The 13,768-nt window shown below is 64.1% G+C and carries 7 protein-coding genes and 1 pseudogene; 6 read left to right on the forward strand and 2 right to left on the reverse strand.

Annotated features, from left to right (window positions below; translation table 11 throughout):
- Positions 1-382 (reverse strand): hypothetical protein (locus EOB59_RS36270; RefSeq protein WP_245486624.1); only part of this gene is annotated, 382 nt, incomplete at its 3' end.
- 3 nt (positions 383-385) lie between these two features.
- On the reverse strand, positions 386-2,314 hold the full coding sequence (locus tag EOB59_RS14320) for an autotransporter assembly complex family protein (protein ID WP_128288621.1): 1,929 nt from the start codon (positions 2,312-2,314) through the stop codon (positions 386-388).
- Between the two features lie 272 nt (positions 2,315-2,586).
- On the opposite strand from EOB59_RS14320, the gene EOB59_RS14325 reads away from it, so the two are divergent.
- The 6 genes and pseudogenes from EOB59_RS14325 to cysW form a co-directional block, all read left to right on the forward strand.
- On the forward strand, positions 2,587-8,085 hold the full coding sequence (locus EOB59_RS14325; protein WP_128288622.1) for an alpha-2-macroglobulin family protein: 5,499 nt from the start codon (positions 2,587-2,589) through the stop codon (positions 8,083-8,085).
- 212 nt (positions 8,086-8,297) lie between these two features.
- Positions 8,298-10,388, forward strand: coding sequence for a penicillin-binding protein 1C (gene pbpC / locus EOB59_RS14335; protein ID WP_127395669.1), 2,091 nt, complete (start codon positions 8,298-8,300; stop codon positions 10,386-10,388).
- Positions 10,389-10,454: 66 nt separating this feature from the next.
- Positions 10,455-11,171 carry a M15 family metallopeptidase gene (locus EOB59_RS14340; RefSeq protein ID WP_245486625.1) on the forward strand — a complete coding sequence of 239 codons (717 nt, stop codon included), beginning with the start codon at positions 10,455-10,457 and terminating at the stop codon, positions 11,169-11,171.
- A gap of 220 nt (positions 11,172-11,391) precedes the next feature.
- Complete coding sequence (locus EOB59_RS14345) at positions 11,392-12,417, forward strand: sulfate ABC transporter substrate-binding protein (RefSeq protein ID WP_127271865.1); 1,026 nt, start codon at positions 11,392-11,394, stop codon at positions 12,415-12,417.
- A gap of 21 nt (positions 12,418-12,438) precedes the next feature.
- Positions 12,439-13,290 carry a sulfate ABC transporter permease subunit CysT gene (cysT, locus tag EOB59_RS14350; protein ID WP_013530875.1) on the forward strand — a complete coding sequence of 284 codons (852 nt, stop codon included), beginning with the start codon at positions 12,439-12,441 and terminating at the stop codon, positions 13,288-13,290.
- Positions 13,283-13,768: pseudogene (cysW, locus tag EOB59_RS36275) on the forward strand (sulfate/thiosulfate ABC transporter permease CysW); the annotation flags it as partial. The gene cysT and the pseudogene cysW, both read left to right, overlap by 8 nt.

The following is a 13,768-nucleotide window of genomic DNA, read 5'->3' on the forward strand; positions in this document are numbered from 1 at the left end:
CCCCGCTCGGCGCTGGCTGCGTGCTGGTCACCGGCAATCGCGCCAGTTCGATACGCTCGGCAGCGATACGGTCGGCGCTGAAGTTTTTCGACAGCAGCGCCAGCGGCGACCAGTCGACGGCCACCTTGCGCGCCACCAGCCAGGCGCCCTCGCGGTCCTCCAGCACGACATGGTCGACGCTGAGCGCCCCGGACCAGATGCCGTCTATGCCGCTGACCGTGATCTTGCGGTCATCGTTCGAAGCCAGCCGCGAAATGATGCCGGCGAGATTGTCGCGGCCGCGCTCGGTCTTGGTCAGCACCACCAGCGCGCCGATCGCTCCCGCAACCACGATCAGCAGCGTGTAAAGGACAATGCGGAGGATGCGCCAGACTGTTTTCATCGCTCAGAATGCCTGCCCGATGCCGGCATAGATGCCGAAACGCGGGTCGCCCGGATCGCGGTTGAGCGGCACGGCGGCATCGATGCGCAGTGGCCCGAACGGCGTGACATAGCGCAGGCCGACGCCGGCGCCGACCTTGACATCGGAGAAATCGGGAGCCGATTTGGTCGATACGGTGCCGGCGTCGACGAACGGCACGATGCCGATCGTATCGGTGATGGCGATGCGCATCTCGACCGAGGTTTCGAAGAAGGAGAGGCCGCCGATCGGCTGGCCGGTGAAGTCCTTGGGTCCGATGCCCTGATAGGCATAGCCGCGCACCGAACCGCCGCCCCCGGAATAAAAGCGCCGGTCGGCTGGCACATGTTCGAGGCTGGTGCCGACGATCGAACCGATGGCGACACGTTCGGCCAGCACGAATTTCGAAGCCGAGTCCAGCGACTGATAGGCCGACCCTTCGCCCCTCAGCTTCAGGAACGCCGCACCGCTCAAAATGTCGTAGCTGGGCTCGGCATAGGCCAGCACCCGGAAGCCGCTTGTCGGGTTCAGCCGGTTGTCCCGGTTGTCATAGACATATTGCAGCGGGATGCTGGCGATCAGGTATTTGTGCTTGCCGAAAGCGTCGTGGATGCGGGAATAGTCGAGCGCCACCTCGGCGGAAACCGTCTGCTTCTTGGTCAGCTCGTAGGACAGCCCGGTGCTGCCCTTGACCGAGAAATGGTCATAGGCGTCAGGATGTTCGAGTACCGTCTTGACGCCGGCGAAGAACTTCGATGCCGGCCCGATCACGCCCGGCTTTTCGAACATGATGCCGGCATTGTAGTTGAGCTCGCCGAGATCATTGCTGCCGATGCCACTGATCTTGCCGTCGATGCGCAGCTTCTCGGCCCGGCCGAACAAATTTCGGTGGCCCCAATAACCTTCCAGGCCCAGCCCCTCGGTGTTGGAGAAGGTGCCGCCGACGCCGAAATAGCGTGGCTTGCGCTCGCTGACCTGGACGCCGATCGGAATGTTGCCGTCGGCATCGAGCGTGTCGGCTTCCTTGAACGTCACACTGTTGAAGACCTCGAGCGCCAGCAGCCGGTCGCGCGCGTCATCGATCTCTTGCGGCGAGTACTGCCGGCCGCGCTTGAGGCCGGTCATGTATTCGGTGAAGTCGCGGTCGACCTTTTCGGTGCCTTCCACCGTTGTGTCGCCATAGCCGGCGACCGGCCCAGCGGTGACCGTCAGCGTCACGTCCAGCGTCGAAGTAGCGTGGTCGGCGACGATCTGCCGGTCCGTCACCTCTGCCAGCGGCCTGCCTTGCTCCTTCAGCGTCCGCACGATCAGCGCCTCGGCCTTGAGCACAGCGCCGGATCCCGCATCGCCGCCTGATATCAAGCCGTAATCGGCGCTCATCAGCCCCGCTGCGTCGCCCTCAAGGTGGATATTGCCCAAGGTGAATTTCGGCCCGCTGGCAATGTCGATGACCACGGGAACCGGCTGCGGCCCGTTGAATTCGGCATCCGGCGGCAAATCGTCGAGCGGCTTGCCGTCGATGGTGACGGTGACGACGCCTTCGTAACGGGCATCGGCATAGAGCGCGGCGACAAGCTGTTCGCGGTCGCTGCGCGCCTTGGCCATCAGTCCGAGCGAACCGGAAACCGGACGCTCCTCGTCACTCTTCAGCGCAGAGGCATTTTCGAGCTTCTTGACCAGATCCTTGTCGGCGTCGGGGGCGGAAATGGTCACGGCGTAACGCAGGGGATCGACGATATCGGCATCCTCGTCGCTGGACGACCCCCACAGCTTGATGCCGAAAAGCTCGAAAGCGACCGACGGGCGCGATTCGGCGACGAGCACGGTCGAGCACATCATGGCCAGCAGCAGGGCGCGCGGAAGCGCACGCCCTGGCGCGCGACCTCCTGACATCTGCTCTTCATGCGCCGGCATTAAGACAACCTAGATTACAAAACTAAAATTGGAATGAAGTTCTGAAGCGCTCGTAAAGGGGCCACAATCCAATTGTCTGAAATAGGGCGGGCTTGGAATTCACACCTTTTGCGTCGCCGCAAGAAAGCGTGATCCCCTGTCCTATGGAGGTACTACCGGTGATCGGCCGGAAAGGAAACCGTTGGCAGGCGGAACCCTGCCGCGTCCTTGTGTTGACAAGCCTGACTGAAGCTTGATCATGCCCGGACGTCAGCTGTGTCTGGAGGGGTGTTATGGCAATGCGCGCGGCTCGTGGTCTGTCTATCCTGATTCTTCTGTTTCTCGCCTGGGCCAATGTCCTGGCCTGGAGCAGCGCCGCGCAAGCGGCCGAGGCCCGGCGGATCGCGACAACGGACAATTCCGATTATTTCGGCTTTGATCTCAGGTCCGACCAGAATGTGACAATCGACCAGTGCAAGACGACATGCCTGGGAGACCCGGCCTGCCGCGCCTTCACTTACAACAAAAAAGCCAAATGGTGCTTCCTCAAATCCGACTACAACCAGCTGAAAACCTTCAACGGCGCGGTCGCGGGCAAGGTCGTCAACATCGATGGCGATCCTGATATCGGCGCGCCGCCGGAACTCGCTTTCTTCCCCAACTGGATGGCCGATCAGGCCCAGCAATACCGCAACAAGCTGCTCGGCCCGGCCTATGACAAGCCGACCGAAGGCATGGCTGCCTTGCTGAACGCCGCCGAACAGGCCGTGCTGACCGGGGATCACCGCTCCGCCATGCTGAAATACGAGGCCGCGGTCTCGGTGCTGCCCGATGATGGCCAGCTCTGGCTCAACCTGGCGCGTGAAACGCTGGCCGTTCAGCCCGCCGCAGGCACCTCCGAAGCATCCACTTTGCCGGCGAACGGCACGTCGGCCGCTTTCAATGCCTATAAATTGCTGCGCACCACCAAGACGCGCGCCGAAGTGCTGGCGCTGCTCGGCAACGGGCTCGACAAGCGCGATCTCTACCGGCCGGCGCTGCAGGCCTATGAGGCCAGCCTTGCGCTGAACCCTTCGCCGGCGGTCCAGGCCGACTATGCCGATCTCAAGGCGCGCAAGGGTTTCCGCGTTATCGACCACACCATCGACGCCGACACCAGCGCGCCGCGCATCTGCGCGCAATTCTCCGAGGATCTGGTCAAGACCGGCGTCGATTACGCGCAATTCGTCACCGTCGACAACGCGCCACCCAAGGGCGTCGAGGCCAAGGACAAGCAAATCTGCGTCGAAGGACTGGAGCATGGCCAGCACTACGACGTCACCTTCCGCGCCGGCCTGCCGGCGGCAATCGGCGAAGTGACCGCGGCCCCCGTGGTGCTGTCGATATATGTCCAGGACCGCGCACCGTCGGCCCGCTTCACCGGTGACAGCTTCGTGCTGCCGGCCGGCGCGCGCCGTGGCATTCCGATCGTCACCGTCAACATGAACGCCGCCGAAATGAAGCTCTACCGCGTCGGCGATCGTTCGCTGGCCCAGCTTCTGTCGGGCTACCAGTTCCTGCACCAGCTCGACGGCTACGACATCTCCAACATTTCCGAGCAGATGGGCGCGCCGGTCTGGCAAGGCCAGCTCGAGATCGCCAACGATCTCAACAAGGAGGTCACCACCTCCTTCCCGGTTGACGAGGCGGTGCCGCAGCGCAAGCCCGGCGTCTATGTGCTGACCGCCCAGGCCGTCAACGACAAGAGCGACAACTACAATTCGATGGCCACGCAATGGTTCGTCGTCTCCGACATCGGCCTGTCGACCTATACCGGCCAGGATGGGTTGAATGTCTTTGCCCGTTCGCTGGGCAGCGCCAAGCCGATCGCCGGCGCCGAACTGACGCTGGTTGCCAGGAACAATGAGGTTCTCGGCACGGCGACGTCGGATGCCGACGGCCATGCCGTCTTCAACCCCGGCCTGACGCGCGGCGACGGCGGCATGGTGCCGGCCGTGCTGATGGCCAAGCAGGGCGACAATGACTTCGTCTTCCTCGACATGGGCCGGGCCGGCTTCGACCTGTCCGACCGCGGCGTCACCGGGCGCGCGGCGCCAGGTGCGCTGGACGTCTATGCCTGGACCGAACGCGGCATCTACCGCGCCGGCGAGGATGTCCATGTCGCGGCCCTTGCCCGCGACGGCGCCGCCAAGGCGGTCGAAAACCTGCCGTTGACCTTCATCTTCTCGCGCCCCGACGGCGTCGAGGACCGCCGCATCGTCAGCGACGGCGCGTCCGCCGGCGGCCATGCCGTCGACCTGCCGCTCGCACCCAACGCCATGCGCGGCACCTGGTCGGTGTCGATCTACACCGATCCCAAGCAGCCGGCGGTGGCCAGCCAGATGTTCCTGGTCGAGGATTTCGTGCCGGATCGCATCGAATTCGACATGAAGGCCGACAAGCAGGAAATCGCCCAGGGCGAAACCGCCAACATCGACATTGACGGCCGCTTCCTTTATGGCGCGCCGGCGGCGGGCCTGGCGCTGGAAGGCGAACTGACGCTGTCGACGTCGCGCGACTGGGACCGCTTCCAGGGCTTTTCCTTCGGTCTCGCCGACGAGCAGTCGGCCGAACCCACGGTCACTCCCCTCGCCGATCTGCCGGTGGTCGGCGATGACGGCAAGGTGACCTTCCCGGTCTCCGTCGACCAACTGCCCTCGACCACCAAGCTGGTCGACGCCAAGGTGACGGTGAGGATGCGCGAAACCGGCGGCCGCGCCATCGAGCGTTCGCTCAACATCGGCATCCGCCCGCAAGGCCATATGATCGGCATCCGTCCGGATTTCGCGGACAATGAAGTGCCCCAGGGCGGCACCGCCAAGTTCAGCCTGATCGCCGTCGATCCCGACGGCAAGCGCGAGGCGCTGAAAGGCGCGCAGTGGACGCTGGTCAAGGTCGAACGCAATTATCAGTGGTACCGCTCCAACAATTCCTGGAACTACGAACCTGTCACCTTCACCAAGTCGATCGCCAACGGCCAGGTCGACCTTAGCGCCGACGGCGACGCGACGGTCTCCGTGCCGGTCGATTGGGGTCAGTACCGCCTCGAGGTCGAGACATCGGATCCCGAGGGACCGGCGACAAGCTACGAGTTCGATGCCGGCTGGTATGTCTCCTCGACCACCACCGAAACGCCCGACGGTCTCGAAATCGCCCTCGACAAGGACAATTATGCCGCCGGCGAAGTGGCCAAGCTGAAAGTCTCGCCGCATTTTGCCGGCGAACTTCTCATCAACATCGGTTCCGACAAACTGTTGAAGACCGTCACGGCATCCGTGCCGGCCGGCGGCAGCACGGTCGACATACCGGTCGGCGACGATTGGGGTGCCGGTGCCTATGTCACGGCAACGCTTTTCAGGCCGGGCGATGCGCAGGAAACGCGCATGCCGGCCCGCGCCATCGGCGTGAAATGGCTGAAGGTCGATCCGGGCTCGAAAAAGCTCGCCATCACCTTGACGCCGCCGGACAGGACCATGCCGCGCCAGCAGCTGTCGATCCCGGTTTCGGTCGCCGGCGTGCAGCCGGGAAGCAATGCCTATGTCATGGTTGCCGCCGTCGATGTCGGCATCCTCAACCTGACCAACTACAAGGCCCCGGATCCGGAGAACTGGTTCTTCGGCCAGCGCATGCTGGGCATCGAAATCCGCGACATATACGGCCGCCTGATCGACGGCTCGCTCGGCAACACCGGCAAGCTCAGGACCGGCGGCGACGGCGCCAACATGCAGGCGCAAGGCAACCCGCCGACCGAAAAACTGGTCGCCTTCTTCTCCGGCATCGTCGAACTCGATGCCGACGGCAAGGCGCGGGTCGACTTCGACATCCCGCAGTTCAACGGCACCGTGCGCGTCATGGCCGTCGCCTGGACCAAGGATGCGGTCGGCCACGCCCAGTCCGATGTCATCGTGCGCGATCCCATCGTGATCACCGCTGGCCTGCCACGCTTCCTGGCGCCTGGTGACGCCGCCGTCATGCGCCTCGACGTCGCCGACACCGATGGTCCGGCCGGCGACTATGCGTTCTCGATCGAAACGACGGGTGACCTGTCGACCGGCGACAAGCCCCTGCCCCAGAAGCTGACGCTCGCCCAGGGCAAGCGCCAGACGCTGACCGTGCCGCTGATCGCTCAGACGGCCGGCAATGCCTCGCTCACCATCAAGCTTGCCCATGCCGACGGCACCAGAGTGGAGCAGACACTCTATGTGCCGGTGCGCCCGGCGCAATTGCCGGTGACCACCCGGCTGGTGGTCGACCTCAAGGGCAATGGCGGCGCGCTACGCGTCGACAAGGAACTGCTGGCGGCCAGCCTGCTCAACGGCGCTTCCGTCAGCGTCGGCGTTTCGCAGGCAGCCGCCTTCGACGTGCCGTCGCTGCTGATGACGCTCGACCGCTACCCCTATGGTTGCGCCGAGCAGACCACCAGCCGCGCCATGCCGCTTCTCTACGTCAATGAGTTGGCTTCCGGCGTCGGCATGGCCAGCGATCCCGATATCCATGGCCGCATCCAGGACGCCATCTATAAGGTTCTGAGCTATCAGGCCTCGGGCGGCAGCTTCGGCCTGTGGGGTCCGGGCTCCGGCGATCTGTGGCTTGATTCCTATGTCACCGACTTCCTGACCAGGGCGCGCGAGCAGAAATACGACGTGCCGAGCCTGGCCATGAACCAGGCGCTGAGCAATTTGCAGAACTCGCTCGGCTACGACCAGAGCGTGCAGGACCGTGGCAGCGAGATCGCCTACGCCCTCTACGTTCTGGCCCGCAACAAGAAGGCCTCGATCGGCGACCTGCGCTACTATGCGGATACCCAACTCGAAGCTTTCTCAAGCCCGATGGCCGTTGCTCAGCTGGCGGCAAGCCTGGCGCTCTACGGCGATACACCGCGCGCCGAAGCCACCTTCAAGACCGCCTTGCAGTTGGCAAAGTCCACCACCGACTACGACTACTACCGCTCCGACTACGGTTCGCGGCTGCGTGATGGCGCAGCGATGCTGGCGCTGGCGGCGGAATCGAAGCCGGTGCCGACCATCGTGCCGGAACTGATCAAGCTGGTGACCAGGGAACGCGCGGAAGCCCGCTGGACCACCACCCAGGACGAATCCTGGATGCTGCTGGCGGCCCGCGCGCTGAAGGAGGGCAATGATACGATCACGCTGGCCGTCAATGGCGCGGCGCATTCCGGCGGCTACTCCAACCAGGTGGAAGGCTCTGACCTGGCCGACAGCCCGCTGACCATCGCCAACACCGGCAAGACCCCGCTGCAGGCCGTCGTCACCACCGTGGCGTCGCCGGTCCAGCCCTTGCCGGCCGGCGGCGACGGCTTCACCATCAACCGCACCTACTACAAGCTCGACGGCACCGAGGCCAATGTCACCGAGGCGACGCAGAACGAACGCTATGTCGTCGTGCTCAAGGTCAACGAGCAGAACAAATGGCCGTCGCGCCTGCTGGTCACCGACCTGTTGCCGGCCGGCTTCGAGATCGACAATCCCGGCCTGGTCTCCAGCGCCCAGTTGACGAACTTCTCGTGGCTGGCGCAGACCGATGCCGCGCATCTCGAATTCCGCGACGACCGTTTCGTCGCGGCGTTCAACCCGGCCGACGGCGATCATGACCACAATCTGACGCTCGCCTATGTCGTGCGCGCGGTGACGCCTGGTACCTATGCGCACCCGGCGGCAACGGTGGAGGACATGTACCGGCCGCAATATTCGGCCCGCACCGCCACCGGCATGATGGAGATCAAGGCGCCGTAAGGCGCCTTGGCGAATATGAAAGTGAGGCTTTTGCTGCCCCTCATTGCCCTGCCGGGCATTTCTCCCCGTATAGTGACGGGGAGAAAGAGGCCTGCAACAAAGCTTTCGCCAACTTTGAACGTTGCGGGAAAAGCGCCAACGGCCATGACAGCACCCTTCTCCCCGTCACTATACGGGGAGAAGGTGGCGGCAGCCGGATGAGGGGCGGCGCCATGCTTTCCAAGAAGTTCCTTCGTCGCACGGCCGTTGCAGGAGCCTCCCTCATTGGACTCACCGCAATTGCCGCCACCACCCTCTGGGCGCTCGACCGTGCCTTCCCACCCCCGCTTCCAGCCGAACTCACGGTCTCCACCGAAGTCCAGGACCGCGACGGCGAATTGTTGCGCGCCTTCGCCACGCCGGACGGCTACTGGCGGCTCGAAACCCGCCTCGACCAGGTCGACAAGCAGTTCGTCGACATGCTGGTCACCTACGAAGACAAGCGTTTCTGGGACCATGAAGGTGTCGACGTGCTGGCGCTGGCCCGCGCCGCCGGCCAGTTCGCCACCAGCGGCCGCATCGTCTCCGGCGGCTCGACGCTTTCGATGCAGCTTGCCCGGCTGATCGAGCCGCGCGAAAGCCGCAGCCTCGGCTCCAAGGTCAAGCAGATGCTGCGCGCCATCCAGATAGAGCGGCGGCTGTCGAAACGCGAGATCCTCGAACGCTACCTGACGCTGGCGCCTTATGGCGGCAATCTGGAAGGCGTGCGCGCCGCCTCGCTCGCCTATTTCGGCAAGGAGCCGAAACGGCTCACCGTTTCCGAGGCCGCCCTGCTCGTCGCTCTGCCGCAACTGCCGGAAAAGCGCCGGCCCGACCGCAATTTGAAGATCGCCCACGCCGCCCGCGACCGGGTGCTGACCCGAATGGTCTCCTCCCGCCTGCTCGGCGAGCGCGAGGCCGCACGGGCCGCCCTCGACGATGTCTCGGACCTGCGCCGCACGCTGCCGGCGCTCGCCGCGCACGCCGCCTATGCGATGTTGCCCAAGGCCGTCCCCGGCCAGCCCTTGCAGCTGACGATCCGCAAGAGCGTCCAGGAGGGGCTGGAACAGGTGGCGAGGGACGCGGCCACCAAGCTCGGCCCCCGCCTCTCGGTCGCCATGGTGCTGGCCGACTCCCGCACCGGCGACATCCTTGGTGAAGTCGGCTCGGCCAATTTCTTCGACGCCAGCCGCTCCGGCTGGATCGATATGACAAAGATCGTCCGCTCGCCCGGCTCGACGCTGAAGCCCTTCATCTACGGCCTGGCCTTCGAACAGGGCCTGGTGGCGCAGGAAACGCTGATCGACGACAGCCCCGTCGATTTCTCCGGCTACCGGCCGAAGAATTTCGATATGGGCTACCAGGGCGATGTCAGCATCCGGCAAGCGCTGCAATTGTCGCTCAATGTGCCGGCGATCCGCGTGCTCGACGCGGTCGGGCCAACGCGGCTGATGGCGCGCTTCCGCCAGGCCGGCGTCAGCCCCATACTGCCGGTCAACGAAGCCCCGGGCCTGGCCATCGGTCTGGGCGGCGTCGGGGTGACATTGCGCGACCTCGTCCAGCTCTACACAGGGCTCGCCAATGGCGGCAAGACGCACACGCTGCATGACGGCACCGAGCCTGCCGATGCCGAGCGCACCAGCGCCACCATCCTCGACGGTCAGGCCAACTGGCAGATCATCGACATATTGTCAGGCGTCAAGCCGCCCGAGGGGGCCTTGCAGCGCGGCATCGCCTACAAGACCGGCACGTCCTACGGATACCGCGACGCCTGGTCGGTCGGCTTCGACGGCCGCTACGTGCTGGGCGTCTGGGTCGGCCGCCCCGATGCCGGCGCGGTGCCCGGCCTTTCCGGCTATGTCTCGGCCGCTCCCATCCTGTTCGAGGGTTTTGTCCGCTCGGGCCTCGCCACCGTCCCCTTGCCGGGCAAACCGCCCGGCATGTTCAGCCCCAGACGCGAGGACCTGCCGGTGACGCTCGCCCGCTTCGGCGCCGGGTCGGATGGCCTGGTGCAGGCGACGGTGAGCGAACCCGCACCGACCATCATCTTCCCGCCTGACGGCGCCCGCGTCGATCTCGGCACCAATTCGGCCGACGCCTCGCCACTGGTGCTGAAGCTGCAAGGCGGCCGTGCGCCGTTCCGCTGGCTCGCCAACGGCAAGCCGCTGGCAGGCATCGATCGTCGCCGCACCGCGACCTGGCAGCCCGACGGCGCCGGCTATTCGACGCTGACCGTCATCGACGCCGCAGGGCGTGCGGCGAGTGTGAAGGTGTTTGTCGAATAGACGGCTGCAAGCGATTCATAGGCTTAGCTTTCCAAGGCAGAGGGGGGTGCCTCGCGCAATCCGTTCTTGTCGGCAGCCTCGGCACTGGCAGCAACAGTCCTTGTCGCGGCAACCACCCTCCCCGCTTTGGCCGATGCCCTGCCCGCCGGCTTCGTCCGGCTCGCCGATGTCGATCCCTCGATCCGCCAGGACATACGCTACGCCGGATCGGACAATTTTCTGCATCGCAAGGTGGACGGCTATGACGCCCCGGCCTGCATCCTCACCGAGCAGGCGGCAAAGGCACTGTCCGCCGTCCAGAAAGCGATCGCCGCCAAAGGCCTGACCCTGGTGTTGTTCGATTGCTACCGCCCTGCCCGCGCCGTCGCCGACATGAATGAATGGACGCGCGATGGCGGGTCGCCCGATCCACAATGGTATCCGAAGGTCAGGCGCAGTGAGCTGATCGCCAAGGGTTATGTCGGAGAACTATCGACCCATTCACGTGGCTCGACCGTCGATGTCGCCGTCGCCCGGACGGACCGCAGGTCCAGCCCGAACCAGGCCTGCGGCGCGGGCGATGCCGACACGCTCGATTTCGGCACCGGTTTCGACTGCTTTGATCCGATGAGCGAAACCGCCCACCGCGGCCTTGCCAGTGAAGCGGCGGCAAACCGCAAGATGCTTGTCGACGCCATGCGCGCCGGCGGCTTCAAGAACTATGCAAGGGAATGGTGGCACTTCACGCTGAAAAGCGAACCGTTCGCCAGACAGCGTTTCGACTTTCCCATCACCGCAGATTGATCCACCCGACCAAATTCCACACCTTGCCTCGGCACCGCCCCTTGCTAGATAGGCTGAGTGGCCGGGCCATGGATTCTTCCTTAGGCCGCAAGAGGAAAATATTTCTCCTAACGGCGAAATAGCGTCGAACATTTTCTCAAGAGGGGCAAAAAAGGCAACATTGAATGCATCTAATTTCTACCAATTCGGTAGATTTGGCGCGGGTTCAACGGAGGCAGAAATGACCAAACCTCATTTCAGGAAACTGCTCGGCGCACTGGTCGCCACATCTGTCCAGTTCGGCACGCTCGGTTTCGCGTTTGCCGATACCACCATTCTCAACGTGTCCTACGATCCGACACGCGAGCTCTACAAGGCCTATGACGAAGCTTTCGTCGCGCATTGGAAGGCCGAGACCGGAGAGACCGTCACCGTCCAGCAGTCGCATGGCGGATCGGGCGCCCAGGCCCGCGCCGTGATCGACGGCCTCGACGCCGATGTGGTGACGCTGGCACTTGAAGGCGACATCAACGCCATCGTCTCGAAGGCGAAGAAGATCAATCCGGACTGGCGCACCAAATTCGAAAACAATTCAGCGCCTTACACCTCGACCATCATCTTCCTCGTCCGCAAGGGCAATCCCAAAGGCATTCACGACTGGAGCGACCTCGTCAAGGACGGTGTCCAGGTGATTACGCCCAATCCCAAAACCTCCGGCGGCGCGCGCTGGAACTATCTCGCCGCCTGGGCCTACGCCAACGCCAATGACGGCGGCGACGAGGCCAAGACCAAGGAATTCGTCGGCAAGCTCTACGCCAATGCTCCGGTGCTCGACACCGGCGCGCGCGGCTCGACCGTGACCTTCGCGCAAAAGGGTCTTGGCGATGTGCTTATCGCCTGGGAAAACGAGGCCTATCTGGCGCTCGACGAGTTCGGTGCCGATAATTTCGACATCGTCTACCCGCCGACCTCCATCCTGGCAGAACCGCCGGTGGCGGTGGTCGACGCCAATGTCGATGCCAAGGGCACGCGCAAGGTCGCCGAAGCCTATCTGAGCTGGCTCTATTCCAAAGAAGCGCAGACGATCATCGCCAAGAACCATTATCGTCCTGCCAAGCCCGATCTGGTGCCGGCCGAGGACCTCGCCAAGCTGCCGCCGATCAAGCTCGTAACCATCGACGATCCACAGTTTGGTGGCTGGAAAAAAGCACAGCCTTATCATTTCGGCGATGGTGGTATATTCGACCAGATCTACAAGCCCCAGTAAGCAGTCGATATTCAGGACGACATGACCACAGCACCCGCCCAGGCGGGGTGGCGATTCAGGCAGCCGAGCGTAATTCCGGGTTTCGGATTGACGCTCGGCTTCTCGCTTGCCTACCTCACCCTCATCATCCTCATCCCGCTATCCGGGCTGCTCTGGCGCTCGGCCGCCCTTGGCTGGCCTGAATTCTGGGCGATCGCCACCGATCGCCGCACCATCAATGCGCTGAGAATCAGCTTCGGCACCGCCTTCGTCGCGGCTGCGGTCAACGTCGTCTTCGGCACGCTGGTCGCATGGGTGCTGGTGCGCTACCGTTTCCCCGGCCGCCGCATCGTCGATGCCATGGTCGACCTGCCCTTCGCCCTGCCGACGGCTGTGGCCGGCATCGCGCTGACCACGCTCTACGCGCCGAACGGCTGGATCGGCAAATTGCTGATGCCGCTCGGCATCAAGGTCGCCTATACGCCGCTCGGTATCGTCATCGCGCTGATCTTCATCGGGCTGCCCTTCGTCGTGCGCACCGTGCAGCCGATCATGGAGGAGATCGACAAGGAAGTGGAGGAAGCCGCCGCCACGCTTGGCGCCAATCGCTTCCAGATCATCACCCGCATCCTGTTTCCGGGCCTGGCGCCGGCCATCGTCACCGGCTTCGCCCTCGCCTTCGCGCGTGGCGTCGGCGAATACGGCTCGGTCATCTTCATCGCCGGCAACTTGCCCTACAAATCAGAAATCGCACCCCTGCTGATCGTCATTCGGTTGGAGGAATACAATTATCCGGCGGCGACAGCGATCGCGGCGATCATGCTCGCTCTGTCGTTCATCATGCTTTTGGTCGTCAATCTCGCACAGTCATGGAGCCGCAAGCGCTATGGCTGACCCGGAGATCAAATCCTACGAACCGCATCATGAAAGCCAGTCGGCGGCGGTCACGGAAAGCCGCCCTGCGCGCCTGGCTCTGATGGCCGTCGCCTTCGCCTTCCTCGGCATTTTCCTGCTCTTGCCGCTGATCATCGTCTTCAACGAAGCCTTCGCCAAGGGCATCGGTGCCTACACCGAAGCGCTCAGCAGTGCCGACACGCGCTCGGCGATCCGGCTGACGCTGCTGGTGGCGGCGATCTCGGTGCCGCTCAACATCGTCTTCGGCATCTCCGCCGCCTGGGCGATCGCCAAGTTCGAGTTCAAGGGCAAGGCCTTCCTGACCACGCTGATCGACCTCCCCTTCTCGGTCTCGCCGGTCATATCAGGCCTCGTTTATGTGCTTCTGTTCGGCGCCCAGGGGCTGCTCGGCACCTGGCTGAAAGCGCATGGCATCGTTATCCTGTTTGCCGTGCCGGGCATCGTGCTGGCCACAATC

This window comes from Mesorhizobium sp. M7A.F.Ca.MR.176.00.0.0 (assembly GCF_004023165.1).
Classification (GTDB): domain Bacteria; phylum Pseudomonadota; class Alphaproteobacteria; order Rhizobiales; family Rhizobiaceae; genus Mesorhizobium.

What these genes read in the sequence shown, in the direction of transcription:
- EOB59_RS14325 (WP_128288622.1), top strand. Translation starts at nt 2,587, where the DNA reads ATGGCAATGCGCGCGGCTCGTGGTCTGTCTATCCTGATTCTTCTGTTT.
- pbpC (WP_127395669.1), top strand. Translation starts at nt 8,298, where the DNA reads ATGCTTTCCAAGAAGTTCCTTCGTCGCACGGCCGTTGCAGGAGCCTCC.
- EOB59_RS14320 (WP_128288621.1), bottom strand. Translation starts at nt 2,314, where the DNA reads ATGCCGGCGCATGAAGAGCAGATGTCAGGAGGTCGCGCGCCAGGGCGT.
- EOB59_RS14345 (WP_127271865.1), top strand. Translation starts at nt 11,392, where the DNA reads ATGACCAAACCTCATTTCAGGAAACTGCTCGGCGCACTGGTCGCCACA.
- cysT (WP_013530875.1), top strand. Translation starts at nt 12,439, where the DNA reads ATGACCACAGCACCCGCCCAGGCGGGGTGGCGATTCAGGCAGCCGAGC.